Raw genomic sequence first — 14,261 nt, 5'->3', positions numbered from 1 at the left:
TCCTTATGCGATTAAACGTCAATCCTACGAGAATGGAGCTAACTCGTTTAAAGAAACAATTAACGACAGCGACAAGGGGACACAAACTTTTAAAGGATAAACAAGATGAATTGATGCGTCAATTTATTTTACTGATCCGTAAAAATAATGAGTTACGCCAAGCAATAGAAAAAGAAACCCAAACAGCAATGAAAGATTTTGTCTTAGCAAAGTCAACAGTCGAAGAAACTTTTATTGACGAACTTTTGGCATTACCAGCGGAAAACGTCTCACTTTCTGTAGTTGAGAAAAATATTATGAGTGTCAAAGTTCCCCTCATGAATTTTCAATACGATGAAACATTGAATGAGACACCATTAGAGTATGGCTATCTTCATTCTAATGCAGAGTTGGATCGTTCGATCGATGGTTTTACGCAGCTCTTACCAAAGCTTTTGAAGCTGGCAGAAGTTGAAAAAACATGTCAACTTATGGCTGTAGAGATCGAGAAAACCAGAAGAAGGGTCAATGCGTTGGAATATATGACGATCCCTCAATTGGAAGAAACGATTTATTATATTAAAATGAAGTTGGAAGAAAACGAACGAGCAGAAGTAACTCGCCTGATCAAAGTGAAAAATATGGGAACAGAAGAGTAAGGCTGATCCAATTCAGCATTCTAATGGCTTTTTTCATGATCAGAACAAATCGAATTTAGCGTAAGAAGAAAAAGTAGTCATTTATTTTTCTTCTTGCGCTCGTTTGCTTATAATGGAAAGAGGTCGTGAAAGAAGCGGTCAGCTCCGAGTGAATAAGAGAGGATTTTTTAAAATAGCTTCTCCTATTTTAGAAAATCATCGCTTATTGCCGAGTAGTTGCTTCTTGAACGCCGTGAGTAAGGTCGTGAAAAGCATGGTCTGCTTCAAGAATTAAGAACTAAAAATTGAAAATAGCTTTTCATATTTTTGATTTTTTGAGCTTAATTCCGCAGAAGTAATGCTTTGAACACCGTGAGTAAGGTCGTGAAAACATCGGGAGCTCCGATGACAATAAGAAAGAATTTTTTGAAACAGCTTCTCATGTTTTGAAAAATTCAGGCTTATTGCCGAGTAATTGCTTCACGCCAATGATTCATTTTGTATCTATTTATGATCGCAGAACAAAATGTCGTTCTGAGATCTTAGATAAAAATTAAGCATAAGGAATGACTATCATGAAAAAAAGAGTAAGAAAACGATTATCACCTGTCCAGCTAATTGCTGCTGGGTTTTTTATCTTGATCCTGTTTGGAGGTAGCTTACTGACGTTACCATTTTTTAGCCGCAGCGGAGAAAGCACCCATTTTATTGATGCCTTATTCACTGCAACCTCAGCTGTTTGTGTGACTGGTTTGACGACACTGAATACTGCGGAGCATTGGAATAGTGCAGGACAGTTTTTGATCATGACCTTGATTGAAATCGGTGGGTTAGGCTTTATGATGATCCCGATCCTCTTTTTTGCTATTGCGAAGAAAAAAATCAGTTTTAGTATGCGGATTGTGCTAAAGGAAGCCTTAAACCTTGAAGAGATGTCGGGTGTAATTAAGTTAATGATCTATATCTTAAAATTTGCGGTGGTGATCCAAGTAATCGGGGCGGTTGCTTTGAGTGTAGTTTTTATTCCTGAATTTGGTTGGGCTAAAGGAATTTGGTTTAGTATCTTTCATGCCGTTTCTAGTTTTTGTAATGCAGGATTTGATTTATTAGGAGACAGTCTACTCGCGGATCAAACAAATGTTTACTTGATCATGGTCGTTTCAGCGTTGATCATTGCAGGTGGATTAGGTTTTATTGTCTGGCGTGATATTCTAAGTTATCATCGGGTCAAAAAAATCACACTACATTCAAAAGTCGCCTTATCTGTAACTGCACTCTTATTAATTGGTGGATTTATTTTATTTTTCATCACTGAAAGAAATGGACTGACTTTAGTTAAAGGTACGTTTACAGAAAGATTAGCGAATACATTTTTTATGAGTGTGACACCAAGAACAGCAGGCTATTACTCTATTGATTATTTACAGATGAGTCATGCAGGATTGATTTTAACGATGTTTTTGATGTACATCGGAGGAACTTCTGGTTCGACAGCTGGAGGACTGAAAACTACGACATTAGGAATTTTATTGATCCAAATGCATGCCATGTTCAAAGGAAAGACACGAGCAGAAGCCTTCGGTCGAACCATTCGCCAAGCAGCTGTGCTACGTGCATTGACTCTTTTCTTTGTAACTCTCTCTTTATGTGTTGTTGCGATCATGGTCCTATCTGTGACGGAGACGATTCCTAAAACGTCAGGAATCGAATATATTGCGTTTGAAGTCTTTTCCGCTTTTGGGACAGTTGGTTTGACGATGGGGTTGACCCCGGATTTGACATTGATCGGAAAACTAGTCATTATTTCTTTGATGTATATCGGTCGAGTAGGAATCATGACAGTCGTTTTTTCACTACTAGTAAAAGCAAACAGGGCAGAAGCCAATTACAAATACCCAGAAGAAAGCATTATGCTTGGGTAGTTGTGAAGGTATCGGGGAGTTCTGATGATAATAAAAAAGAAACGCTCAAAACAAGAGAAGCTGTTTTGAGCGTTTTTTTTTTACAACCTTATCCCCGAATAACTTCGATTTTATATCCGTCAGGGTCAACAACGAAATAATAAGAAGGAGCTGTTCCTGGAAGTCCTTTTAGGTCTGTCACATTGAATCCTTCTGCTTGGTGTTTTTCGTGAAGTGCTTCTAAATCATCCGCAGCAATAGCAATGTGTCCATAGCCATTCCCTAGATCATAGCCTTCATGATCATAGTTATAAGTTAATTCTAGTTCGTAGTCATCTCCTGGTAAAGTTAAATAAACAAGGGTGAATTTGTTTTCTGGAAAATCACGGCGACGACTTTCTTCAAAGCCAAACGCTTTTTGGTAAAATTCTAATGAAGCGTCAAGATCTTTCACTCGAACGCAAGTATGAGCCATTTTCATAAATAACTACTTCCTTTCCTTTTTTTTCATCATAACAAAAAAAGAAAGAGCAATAGAAGATTTGCGCTTGTTTATGAGAAAACTCTCATGTAAAATAAAAAGTAAATAAGCTTAAGGTGGACAAAATGATGGATAAACCAGTATTTGGTGAAAAAGAAGCAGGGGTCCAGTATTCCCCACGATATGCTGCCTATATTATCGTGGAAGAAAAGAACAAACTAGCTTTGATTGAAGCTCCAAATGGTGCTTATTTTTTACCTGGTGGAGAGATCGAAGCGATGGAAACGAAAGAAGCGGCACTCAAGAGAGAACTCCTTGAGGAAATGGGGATCGTCGCAGAAATTGCGACTTATCTAGGGGAAGCGGATGAGTATTTTTATTCCAATTACCGTCAGACCTATTACTATAACCCAGGCTACTTTTACGTGGCAAACGGCTGGCAACAAGTGGCAGAACCAACTGAAAAGACGAATACTATTTGGTGGGTCACACCACAAGAAGCCATTGAAAAATTAAAACGAGGTAGCCACAAGTGGGCGGTTGAAAAATGGTTATTGAACAATTAAATCAAGAAAAAATCCAAAACCAGCGTACAGTCAGTGACGAACTGGTTTTGGATTTTTATTTAGTAGCAAGTGTTATTTTTATTATGATAAAACATACGTTTTGATCGCTTCTGCCACGCCATGTTCTTCATTTGTTTTAGTGACCACGTTGGCAGCTTCTTTAACTAGCGGAACTGCATTTCCCATCGCAACGCCTAAGCCAGCATATTCAATCATCGATAAGTCATTTTCGTTGTCACCAATCGCCATGATTTCATCCTGATCGATTCCAAGATGTTGCGCTAAGTTCGCAACGGCTGCGCCTTTACTTGCTTCTTTGTTTAATACTTCAAAGTAATAAGGCGCACTTTTCACTGTCGTGTATTTTTCACGGAATGTTTGTGGTAAACGAGCAATCGCAGCATCTAAGATATCAGGTTCGTCGATCATCATCATTTTAACCAAATTGATATCTGGTGTCATTTCTTCAGGTGTGCGATATTTCAACGGCATATGAACTAAGCTGGCTTCATGGATCGTATACGCACTGATATCACGATTAGAGGTGTAAATCGCCTGATCATCAATGGAATGTAGATGACTGCCAACTCGACGAGCCATCACTTCGATTTCTAAATAATCTTCATGTGTCAAACCATGACGTGCGATGATTTTTCCTGATTTTGTTTGTTGGACAAGTGCGCCATTGTAGGTGATCACGTAGTCATTTTCTTGGAATAAATCGAGTTCATTCAACTGTTCCTGTACACCAGGCAACGGTCTGCCGGTACACAAGACGATGGCTACTCCTTTAGCGACAGCCTGAGCAATCGCTTCTTTGACGTCTGCTGTAATTTCTCTTTTCTCATTTAATAAGGTTCCATCGATGTCGATGGCGACTAACTTGATAGACATAATTTCCTCCAGTGATCGTGTGTTTTAGTTTGTTTGGGTAATCAGTGAACCATTGCGGATATGGCTTGCAAATTCTTGATAGGTTTCGTCAAATAGATCGTAGTGATTTCTTAAAGACGGATCAACCATTTCTTTTGGAAAGAAAAATCGTTCATCTCCTTGTTCTTGTCCAGCAAGAGCAGCCACAAGTTGGCTCACCTCTGATAATTCTACCAAAGTTCCATCATTTCGCAAGATTTCGATTTGTGTTCGATGGCGTCCTTCTTCGGGGCGATAAAAATCATAAGGCAAATCATAACTGGAATTGATGGCAGTATAGTAGACAGGATTGTAGCCAACTTTTTCCACAAGAGCAGTCATTTCCTTGATCAAGGAAGAAGAGCGATCCCCAGAAAAAGTTGCCGATTTTAACGGTTTACGGTATAAGAAACGTTTAGCTAAATCACTTAAGATTGGATCAGAAAATTCCGTCCATTGGGTAAAATAAGTTCCTAAAACGCCATCGTCTAATTTTAAATACTCATCCAGTGTAAAGTTTTCGTCAAGAAACGGTAAGAGTAGTTGAGAATGGGATTCAAACACATTGGGATCTTCTCGATACAACTCATGCGCCCGATGTAACAAGTGTTCTAAAATTACTTCCATGCCACGAGACACAGGGTGGAAATAAACTTGAACGTACATTTGATAGCGGCTCACAATATAATCTTCGACTGCGTGCATCCCATTCATCGAAAAGGCGATCCCGCCTTTATAGGGACGAATGACACGTAAAATTCGTGTTAAATCAAACGTACCGTATTCTGTCCCAGTGTAATAGGCATCTCGCAACAAGTAATCCATTCGATCAGCATCGATCTGGCTAGAAATCATTTGGACGACTTGGGGATTAGGATATGTTTTTTGGATCACACTGGCGACTTTTTCTGGAAATCCTTCTTCCACACGATTCAAAATTTGATAAACTTCCGTTTCAGGAGAAGTAATGATTTCTACAGTGATCGCTTCATGATTCGTATGGAAAATATGTTCAAATGTATGAGAATAAGGACCGTGACCAACATCGTGAAGCAATGCTGCGCACAATGTAACCAAACGTTCTCGATCATCCCAGCCGTCAGCGCCAATTTTTTCTTGAGGGAAATTGCGGGAAAAGATATCACAGATCCGTCTTGAAATTTCATAGACCCCTAATGAATGAGTGAACCGACTATGTTCAGCGCCGTGAAAAGTAAAGGAAGAAGTGCCTAACTGTTTGATACGGCGCAATCGTTGGACTTCTTTTGAATTGATCAAGTCTAAAATGACTTGGTGTTGGACATGGATATAGTTATGGACCGGGTCACGAAAGACCTTTTCGATCGGTAATAATTGATATTTATAAGGAATAGTCATCAGCAAGCTCCTTTAATTTATTTCGTTCTTCCATTCGATTGATTTGATCCGTCCACTGTTCAGAAGTGACATGTGCCTCTTTCCAGCAGAGCGCATCAACTGAACGACTCTCTCCATAGAGTTGTGTGAGTGCCAATTGGAATTGTTGTTTTACATCCTCAATGGTTAAAGGCGTTTCAAGTAAATCAGCTAAGGTTGCCATACTTTCAGGAACGACCGCCGGATAACCATTCGTACCGAAATCCTCTTTCAGCGCTTCTTGATAGAATCGTTTCATCGCTTGACCTCTGGTTTGTTGTGCGCCATTGACACTAACATACATCATCACAGAAATCCCGTTTTTTATGCGACGTTGGGCAATCCCCGCAAACTTTTTACCGTTGATACTCAGGTCATACGTACCAGGACAATAAGAATGAGTCACTTCAAAAGCTTCGATTGATACGGTTGGAAAAGCCAGACGAGTCAATGTGAGCATTTTTTCATAGGCAGCATCAATCGATATCTTCTCCTGTTCGTTTTGAGGGAAAATCAATGAGATATTTAAAACCCCTTGATCAGAAATGATCCCTAATCCACCAGCGTTACGAACGATTGGCTGATAGCCTGCTTTTCTTAGCTCCTGAATGCCTTCATGGAAGTAGGGCGTTCGAGTATCTTTCATTCCTAAGATCACTATTTGTTCATATTGCCAAAAATGGAGAAAGTTTTGGTTGTTTTTTTTTGAATACTCGGTTAAGATATCCGTCAGAGCAAAAGGGGTAAAATCATTTTTTTGATAAATTTTTTGATCCAAAATAATTGTTGGATTCATTACATTCGCTCCTTTATATAATTAATCATCGATTGACATTCCAATGATTCACGTTTGTCATCGTTTCATGGGAGTTTCTCTCATTATTATACTATACTCTAACATACTCTAAAAAAAGAATTTATTGAGTCTGGGACAAAACTTGGCTCAGTCTCTTCTGGTAGCTCTAAAAACGAATAAACGGTGTTCAAGCATCAGCTCCTTGAAATAAGCCTGAATTTTTCAAAATATGAGAAGCTATTTTAAAAAATTCTTTCTTATTGTCATCGGAGCTCCCCGATGCTTTCACAACCTCTTCGATGACGAGTTGTTTGACAAATAGACGAAAACTAGGAACAATGTACCTATATGAAGTAAAGGAGAAGGTAAAATGGCACAATCGCAAGGAACACCCATTTCAATCAAATTACGGACGAAAGTCATGCAAAATGGGGAACATCAAGACTTTTTCTTTGATCTGAAAGGTCAAATGGTCAAAATTGGGGATACGTTATACATACGATACCAGGAAATTCAGGAAAATACAGCAGAAGAAATCCCTGTAACGATCAAATTGATGCCCGATGGACAGGTTCAATTGATTCGTGCGGGAGAAACACGGATGCGACTAAAATTCGGGTATCGTGAACGTTTGGAAACAACGTATCGGACACCTTATGGCATGCTTCAAATTGAAACGTATACCAAAGAATTACATGTTAGTCTGAAAGACCGACCAACCGCTGGGAAAGTAATGATTGAATACGACTTGCTAATGGGACCAGAAAAATTAGGGGAATATTATTTAACTTTAGATTTTACTGCTTAAATCGCAAAGAAACGTTTGATTTTTTACGTATGATTTTGTATGATAAGGAGTAGACTGTGAAAGGACGTGTCCTGATTGGAAATTAGTGTATTTGAAGGTGCAAACAAAAACGAATTATCAATGATCGAAGTAGCACATGCGATCTTAGAACAACGTGGCGATGTGATGGATTTTTCTGATTTAGCCAACCAAATCCAAACCTATCTTGGAAAATCAGACAGTGAGATTCGTGATTCACTGGCACAATTTTATACTGACTTAAATATTGATGGTAGCTTTATTTCATTAGGTGACAATCGTTGGGGCTTGCGTTCATGGTATGCGATCGACTCGATCGATGAAGAAGTAAACCATGGAATTGACGAAGAAGATGAAGATACACCTCGTCGACGCAAACGTAAAAAAGTCAATGCCTTTATCAACGATGATGAAGATGCGATCGATTATAATGATGATGACCCAGAAGATACTGACTTGTCTGACGAAGATGACGATGATCTTTTTGAAGATGATGATGACGATGATGAAGAAATCGCTGCTTATAACTCTGACCTGCAAGAAATCGGTGCAGACGACACAAGTGACGATGAAGAAGAATTACCAGGCAACATCGAAGAAGATCTAAGCATCATTGAAGATGACGATGAAGACGAAGACTACGAGGACGAAGAGTTTACCGAAGAATAGACTTTCGGATTCATAGCTGCAGATCCCCCAATAAGGGATCTGCAGTTTTTTTGTATTGATTTTTTACATAAATTAAAAAATAATTGAAACTTTTTGGTTTGTTTGATCGTCATAGTAAGTGAGAGGGAAAGGAGATGGGTCCGATTTTTAATCGTTACAAGAAAAAGAAGCAAATCGAAAAATCCAAGAATTTATTAAGTGAATTGATCCGAGAGGAATATGAGAAAATGTTTCGGATCACAATGAATTATGTTCATAACAAAGAAGAAGCATTAGACGTGATGCAAGACAGTTTTCATAAAGCGTTAGCTGCTATTGAACAAGGGAAAGAGATTGAACAATTTTCAGCTTGGTTTTATCGTATTTTGATACGAACAGCTATCGATGCTTGGCGTAAGCAAAAACGAAATCAATCGGAAACATTGGAAGAAGAAACGATTCAACTCGCTCATACAATGGACGATTCATTGACTGATTTACATGGAATCATTGAAGGAATTGATAGCCCCGAAAAGGAAATTTTGATTTTACATTTTTTTGAAGGCTTTCGTTTAAAAGAAATTGCAGAGATTCTTGATTTGAATGAAAACACCGTCAAAACCAAAATGTATCGTACGTTAAATCAGCTAAGAAAAATCTTACAGTAAAAATCACAATAAAGGAGAGAAAGACGGATGTACTCAGCTCAGAAAGAATTAGAACAACTGAAACAAGTCTATCAACAACAAGAAATCCCTCATGGTATCAAAAATGAGATGATCAAGCGCTACTCACTGGAAGAACAAAGGTTTAACCAGCGAGTGAAACGAAAAAAACAAGTGAAAGGACTTATTCTATCTTTTGCCATTATTGCGATGATGTTCAGTAGTGTTTTTTTTAACAATCAAATACGTAGTTTTGCTGAAGATTTACCCTTGATTGGCCCAGTCGTGAAATTAATTTTAGGGAAAAAACTGTCTGATGAAACAATCGAGATTCGAGTGCCGCAAATCAGTACAAAAGATAAAGAAAATAGTCAGACGATTGCTGGGCTGAACAAAAAGTACTTTCGTGAAGGACAAGAAAACTTTGAAAAAGCAAAAGTACAGTACCAAGACTTTAAAACAAATCATTTTCAAGTTACGGGAGATTATCAGAAACTGTTGGATGATCCGCGTTTTTTAGTGATTGAACGAAAGATGACACAAACTGCCGCAGACAGCTATACGGAAAAGCGTTATGATACGATTGATAAAAAAAGCGGAGTAGTCCTATCTTTACCACTTTTATTCAAAGATGATCAGTATCTTTCCGTTTTGACAAATGAAGTCAAAGAGCAAATGCAAAAAAATAGCAAAGAAAACCCTGATCAGTATTATTGGACAGATGATGATTTTAAAGATGGACTAATCAAAAAAACGCCATTAGTTACTAAAGACACATCTTTTTATATCAATAAAAACCACGAATTAGTCTTAGTCTACGATCAATTTTCGATCGCACCTGGCTATATGGGCACACCAACCTTTGTGATACCTAAAGAAGTGACACGTTCACTTTTAGCTTCTCCAGATTACTTAAATGATTAATTCAACTGAAATAGAGCATAGAGGATAGGAAAACTAAGGTTTGCTATACCCTCATCGTTGTAAAAACGCCTGTAGTTTTCCAAAAAAGACTGACAAATGAACGGATCGAAACAGATTAAGCATAGTGTATAACATCATCCATTGATGTGTTTAACTGCTATGCTTAGTCTGTTTTTTTAGTGAATATACTGAAAGTATAGATGAATAGCCAAGGGAAAACCTTTGAGAAAACGAGTGTCTATCGCTAAATCGGTCAATAAGGATCTGTTGTCCAGGGACAACAATGCTTAACCATATTCACTGAAAAATCACTCTAATTTAGAAGAATTAAAAAAAAACGATCAAAATTTTAAAATAATAAGTGGTTAAATTGAGCGTTTATTAGGGGTTAAAACGAGTAAAATAGCGATACAAGTAAATCAAGTGGATTTGCTTGAATATAAAAATAGTTAGCAACTAGGCAGAAAAAAGGAGGGAAGAAATGAAAAAAACAATTGGACTTTTAGTAGCTGGAATTGCCTGCTTTTGGGGATTGAGCGCTTGTGGTACGACGCATTCGACTACAACGACTTCTACTAGTACTGCTAGCCATACGCAGAAAAAAGCAGAATCATTGATCGTCAATGGGATCGAGATGACGCTTACTGATTTTGGAGAAAAGACATTGCTCGATACGAATCAAAAAAAACAAACCATCTATAGCGTACACGTCAAAGGGAAGAATGTATCTGCTGATATGAAAGGCTTAGGTGCGATTGATTTCTTATTGAAAACAGATAAAGGGGAACAAACCATCAATATGGATTTTGCCAGCTTTGGTGACGAAATGGACAAAGGAGAGACGATTGAAGGAGACCTCTATTTCCAATTGAAAAAAGGCGAAACGCCTAAAGCTATTGAATACAAACCAACAGATAAAGTGATGTATTCATGGAAAATAGATGATCAAAAATAAGAACATGAAGGAGTAAGAAATGAGCAAGAAAAAATTAACAGCAAAACGTAAAAAGCAGTTATTAACGATGTTTGCGGTGGCTGGTGTGATGGGAAATACTGGGATCGCACCAACGATGGCATTAGCGGATACTTTGTCACCAACAGCTGCAACTTCTACTGAACAAACACAGGCGAATGAAGCAAAAGAAGTCATCGATCAAACGATACAAAATGTCACAGATCCGTTAGTAAACCCAACGGATTCAACCACTACAACTAGTGACTCATCAGCACCAACCGATGAAGCAGCTGGTGAAACAACTGATGACACCCAAGAACAAGCAACAGCACCGACTGCCGAAAGTGAAGGGGATGCAACTAATCCAACAGCGGAAGCGCCAAAAGTAGCGCAAAAAGCGAACGTGGCAGCTGCTTCTGAGGTAACTGGCACATGGGGTACCAGCTCGTATACGTTTGATGAAGATACAGGGGTATTGACAATCGGAGCGGGTGAGTTAAGTAGCTATAAAGAATCACCGTGGATGACCAAAAAAGTGTCAGGTGGAAAAATCCATAAAATTGTTTTATCTGGCAAAGTAATTGCTCCAGAAAACTCTACCAACTTATTTGCTGGAGGGGGCACTACACTTCAGGGTCTAACTGAAATCGAAGGGTTAAGTCAACTGGATACCAGTAACGTAACAGATATGTCTTATATGTTTGCTTATCAGACTTTATTAAAAAATTTGGATGTAAGTAGTTTTGATACCAGTAAAGTGACAGACATGAGTCAGATGTTTACTGCTATGTGGAAGTTAGAGAATCTAAATATAAGTGGGTTTGATACTAGTAATGTAACAGATATGAACTCTATGTTTGCTAATGCTCCACTTAAGAAATTAACTCTAGGAGATACATTTAAATTTGTAGAAGCAAACGCAAGTCTTACTTCTGCTTGGAAGCGAGAAGATGGCAAAGGGACGTTTTATTCAGCTGATGATTTCATGAAAAACTATGGCACCGGTGATCTGACTGCTGGCACGTATGTTTCCGTTGAAACAGGCACATGGGGCACTTGTCCGTATACGTTTGATGAAGATACAAGAACATTAACAATCGGAGCTGGTGAGTTAGGTGGCCATGAAGAATCACCATGGATGACCAAAAAAGTGGCAGGTGGAAAAATCCAGAAAATTGTTTTATCTGGCAAAGTAATTGCTCCGGAAAACTCTACCAACTTATTTGCTGGAGGGGCCACTACACTTCAGTCTTTAACTGAAATCGAAGGATTAAGTCAACTGGATACCAGTAACGTAACAGATATGTCTTATATGTTTGCTTTTCAGATTGCATTAAAAAACTTGGATTTAAGTAGTTTTGATACCAGTAACGTGACAAACATGAGTTGGATGTTTAATTCTATGTGGAAGTTAGAGAATCTAGATATAAGTGGATTTGATACTAGTAATGTAACAAAGATGCATACTATGTTTGCTAAGACTCCACTTAAGAAATTAACTCTAGGAGATACATTTAAATTTGTAGAATCAGACAGCGGAAACGCAGGTCTTACTTCTGCTTGGAAGCGAGAAGATGGCAAAGGAAATCTTTATTCAGCTGATGATTTCATGAAAAACTATGGCACCGGTGATTTGACTGCTGGCACGTATGTTTCCGTTGAAACAGGCACATGGGGCACTAGTCCGTATACGTTTGATGAAGATACAGGAACATTAACGATCAGAGCAGGTGAGTTAAGTAGCTATAAAGAATCGCCATGGAACAGCGACAAAGTGGATTATGAAGCCATCAAGAAAATTGTCTTGTCTGGCAAAGTAGTTGCTCCGGAAGACTCTGGATACTTATTTAGTGCGGGTAGCAGTGCTAAGTGTCTTAAGAATGTAACTGAAATCGAAGGGTTGAATCAGCTGGATACCAGTAACGTTACAAATATGGGATCTATGTTTTACGCTATGGGCAGTGTAACAAGTTTAGATGTAAGTAGCTTTGATACCAGTAACGTAAAAGATATGAGTAGTATGTTTTACGGTATGAGTAGCATAACAAGTTTAGATGTAAGTGGGTTTGATACTAGTAATGTAACAGATATGCACTCTATGTTTGCAACTATGCATGGCATAACAAGTCTAGATATAAGTGGCTTTGATACCAGTAACGTAACAAGTATGTTTGCGATGTTTGCAGATATGAGCAATATAACAAGCTTAGATGTAAGTAGCTTTGATACCAGTAAATTAACAGAGATGGAAAATATGTTTTATCAGACTCCACTTAAGAAATTAACACTAGGCGATCACTTTAAGGCGATTGGAGACACTAAGTTATCAGCGCCTGAAGCATTGAACGAAGGGGATCAGCTGACAGGGAATTGGATTCGTGAAGATGGTCAGTCCAAAGGCTATTCACCTGCTGACTTTATGACAAATTACGGAACTGGTGATTTAACGGCAGGAACTTATGTGGCAGAACTAGTGAAAAGTGAGTTGGAACCACAAGAATATCATGTAGGAGATGTCAATATTACTGGAACCTACACAGGGAATATGTCTCTCGGCCGATTAACCGTTAATGGCAAAGTTGTCAGCTGGGGCGGTAGCTTCAAAGATGGTCAATTCAGCTATTATGTCGGTGCTGGCAAATTAAAAGTCGGCGACAAAGTCGTGTTAGATGGCTACAACAAAGAGAAGAAATTGATGGATTCCAAAGAGATTGAAGTGATTTCCGAATCTTCAGGATCAATCGATCAAGTGGATGCGTATCAGTTGGGTGATTCAACCATTACTGGAACTTATACGGGGGATATCCATAAAGGAAAACTAGTAGTGAATGGAGAAGTCGTTAGCTGGGGCGGAACCTATAAAGATGGCAAGTTTAGCTATTATGTGAACTCTCAAGTCATCAAAGCAGGGGATCAAGCAACGATTCAAGGCTATGATAAATTCAATACACCACTAGGGGACCCACAACCGGTAACTATAGGAGAACAACTGGGTCAATTAACAGAAGCCCATCGTGTGGGAATCAGTACAGTGATCGAAGGAAGCTACACAGGCGATGTTTACCAAGGAATCTTGTTGGTCAATGGCGAAAAAGTTAGTCAAGGTGGCAGCTTCAAAGATGGCAAGTTCAGTTATTATGTAGGAAACCTCAAAGTGTCAGAAGATGATCCGGTAGTCTTAATGGGTGCCAACAATCGAGGACAACAAATTCCAGGATCAGAGATTGATGTCACTATTCAAACACCAACAGCTGAAATCAACGAATTGACTTATAAAATCGGCACACAAACGATCAAAGGAGCCTATGGTTCTGATACCCAAGTTCACCAAGGACACTTGTTTGTCAATGGTAAACTGATCAGTAAAGGTGGGAGCTTTAAGGATGGGGCAATCAGTTATTATGTGAAGCCAGACCTAATCAAAGCTGATGATCAAGTAACAATGAATTTCTATGATGGAAGTGGCAACTTATTGGCTGAAAACCAAACAGTTTCTGTTAATTAAGAAAAAAATTCCATATTTAAGATGAACTAAATGGTACTCGCTGATTGCCAGTACCATTTAGTTTTTTAAG

13 protein-coding genes are annotated in these 14,261 nt (G+C 38.5%); 9 read left to right on the top strand and 4 right to left on the bottom strand.

Going from position 1 to position 14,261, the window contains the following annotated elements; genetic code table 11:
• Nucleotides 1-5 precede the first annotated feature (5 nt).
• Nucleotides 6-638 (top strand): V-type ATP synthase subunit D, encoded by a 633-nt coding sequence (locus tag IGJ23_RS09985; protein WP_438774915.1) that lies wholly within the window; start codon nt 6-8, stop codon nt 636-638.
• 554 nt (nt 639-1,192) lie between these two features.
• A complete protein-coding gene (locus IGJ23_RS09980) occupies nt 1,193-2,539 on the top strand; it encodes a TrkH family potassium uptake protein (protein ID WP_207494910.1) in 1,347 nt (448 codons plus the stop codon).
• Between the two features lie 88 nt (nt 2,540-2,627).
• On the opposite strand, the gene gloA is transcribed toward IGJ23_RS09980, so the two are convergent.
• Nucleotides 2,628-2,999: a lactoylglutathione lyase gene (gene gloA / locus IGJ23_RS09975; protein WP_010718633.1), complete on the bottom strand. Its 372-nt coding sequence runs from the start codon at nt 2,997-2,999 to the stop codon at nt 2,628-2,630.
• A 128-nt stretch (nt 3,000-3,127) separates the two neighbouring features.
• On the opposite strand from gloA, the gene IGJ23_RS09970 reads away from it, so the two are divergent.
• On the top strand, nt 3,128-3,565 hold the full coding sequence (locus tag IGJ23_RS09970) for an NUDIX hydrolase (RefSeq protein WP_034699102.1): 438 nt from the start codon (nt 3,128-3,130) through the stop codon (nt 3,563-3,565).
• 81 nt (nt 3,566-3,646) lie between these two features.
• On the opposite strand, the gene yidA is transcribed toward IGJ23_RS09970, so the two are convergent.
• Genes yidA through IGJ23_RS09955 form a run of 3 tightly spaced genes read right to left on the bottom strand, consistent with a single transcriptional unit; the run spans nt 3,647 to nt 6,668 of the window.
• Nucleotides 3,647-4,459, bottom strand: coding sequence for a sugar-phosphatase (gene yidA / locus IGJ23_RS09965; protein WP_010718630.1), 813 nt, complete (start codon nt 4,457-4,459; stop codon nt 3,647-3,649).
• A 24-nt stretch (nt 4,460-4,483) separates the two neighbouring features.
• Entirely contained in the window at nt 4,484-5,854 is a 1,371-nt protein-coding gene (locus IGJ23_RS09960; RefSeq protein WP_053765708.1) for an HD domain-containing protein, read from the bottom strand.
• On the bottom strand, nt 5,838-6,668 hold the full coding sequence (locus tag IGJ23_RS09955) for a lipoate--protein ligase family protein (RefSeq protein WP_438774914.1): 831 nt from the start codon (nt 6,666-6,668) through the stop codon (nt 5,838-5,840). The genes IGJ23_RS09960 and IGJ23_RS09955 overlap by 17 nt, the downstream gene beginning before the upstream one ends.
• 370 nt (nt 6,669-7,038) lie before the next feature.
• Between IGJ23_RS09955 and IGJ23_RS09950 the strand changes: the two genes are divergently transcribed.
• The 6 genes from IGJ23_RS09950 (at nt 7,039) to IGJ23_RS09925 (ending at nt 14,191) form a co-directional block, all read left to right on the top strand.
• On the top strand, nt 7,039-7,476 hold the full coding sequence (locus IGJ23_RS09950) for a DUF1934 domain-containing protein (RefSeq protein WP_010718627.1): 438 nt from the start codon (nt 7,039-7,041) through the stop codon (nt 7,474-7,476).
• 75 nt (nt 7,477-7,551) lie between these two features.
• A complete protein-coding gene (gene rpoE, locus IGJ23_RS09945; protein ID WP_010718626.1) occupies nt 7,552-8,163 on the top strand; it encodes a DNA-directed RNA polymerase subunit delta in 612 nt (203 codons plus the stop codon).
• A gap of 134 nt (nt 8,164-8,297) precedes the next feature.
• Entirely contained in the window at nt 8,298-8,810 is a 513-nt protein-coding gene (locus tag IGJ23_RS09940) for an RNA polymerase sigma factor (protein WP_438774913.1), read from the top strand.
• 27 nt (nt 8,811-8,837) lie between these two features.
• A complete protein-coding gene (locus IGJ23_RS09935; protein WP_438774912.1) occupies nt 8,838-9,731 on the top strand; it encodes an RsiV family protein in 894 nt (297 codons plus the stop codon).
• Nucleotides 9,732-10,212: 481 nt separating this feature from the next.
• A complete protein-coding gene (locus tag IGJ23_RS09930) occupies nt 10,213-10,686 on the top strand; it encodes a DUF4352 domain-containing protein (protein ID WP_438774910.1) in 474 nt (157 codons plus the stop codon).
• Between the two features lie 19 nt (nt 10,687-10,705).
• Nucleotides 10,706-14,191: an immunoglobulin-like domain-containing protein gene (locus IGJ23_RS09925; RefSeq protein WP_438774909.1), complete on the top strand. Its 3,486-nt coding sequence runs from the start codon at nt 10,706-10,708 to the stop codon at nt 14,189-14,191.
• The last annotated feature ends 70 nt before the right edge of the window (nt 14,192-14,261 follow it).

Origin of the sequence: Enterococcus sp. DIV1682a (genome assembly GCF_051711005.1) — a bacterium.
Lineage (GTDB): Bacteria > Bacillota > Bacilli > Lactobacillales > Enterococcaceae > Enterococcus_B > Enterococcus_B hirae.
This window is presented reverse-complemented; position numbering and strand designations above follow the sequence as displayed.

Bases quoted from the DNA above. Each gene is read 5' to 3' on its own strand.
- IGJ23_RS09985 (WP_438774915.1), top strand. From the start codon at position 6: ATGCGATTAAACGTCAATCCTACGAGAATGGAGCTAACTCGTTTAAAG.
- IGJ23_RS09980 (WP_207494910.1), top strand. From the start codon at position 1,193: ATGAAAAAAAGAGTAAGAAAACGATTATCACCTGTCCAGCTAATTGCT.
- gloA (WP_010718633.1), bottom strand. From the start codon at position 2,999: ATGAAAATGGCTCATACTTGCGTTCGAGTGAAAGATCTTGACGCTTCA.
- IGJ23_RS09970 (WP_034699102.1), top strand. From the start codon at position 3,128: ATGGATAAACCAGTATTTGGTGAAAAAGAAGCAGGGGTCCAGTATTCC.
- yidA (WP_010718630.1), bottom strand. From the start codon at position 4,459: ATGTCTATCAAGTTAGTCGCCATCGACATCGATGGAACCTTATTAAAT.
- IGJ23_RS09960 (WP_053765708.1), bottom strand. From the start codon at position 5,854: ATGACTATTCCTTATAAATATCAATTATTACCGATCGAAAAGGTCTTT.
- IGJ23_RS09955 (WP_438774914.1), bottom strand. From the start codon at position 6,668: ATGAATCCAACAATTATTTTGGATCAAAAAATTTATCAAAAAAATGAT.
- IGJ23_RS09950 (WP_010718627.1), top strand. From the start codon at position 7,039: ATGGCACAATCGCAAGGAACACCCATTTCAATCAAATTACGGACGAAA.
- IGJ23_RS09940 (WP_438774913.1), top strand. From the start codon at position 8,298: ATGGGTCCGATTTTTAATCGTTACAAGAAAAAGAAGCAAATCGAAAAA.
- IGJ23_RS09935 (WP_438774912.1), top strand. From the start codon at position 8,838: ATGTACTCAGCTCAGAAAGAATTAGAACAACTGAAACAAGTCTATCAA.
- IGJ23_RS09930 (WP_438774910.1), top strand. From the start codon at position 10,213: ATGAAAAAAACAATTGGACTTTTAGTAGCTGGAATTGCCTGCTTTTGG.
- IGJ23_RS09925 (WP_438774909.1), top strand. From the start codon at position 10,706: ATGAGCAAGAAAAAATTAACAGCAAAACGTAAAAAGCAGTTATTAACG.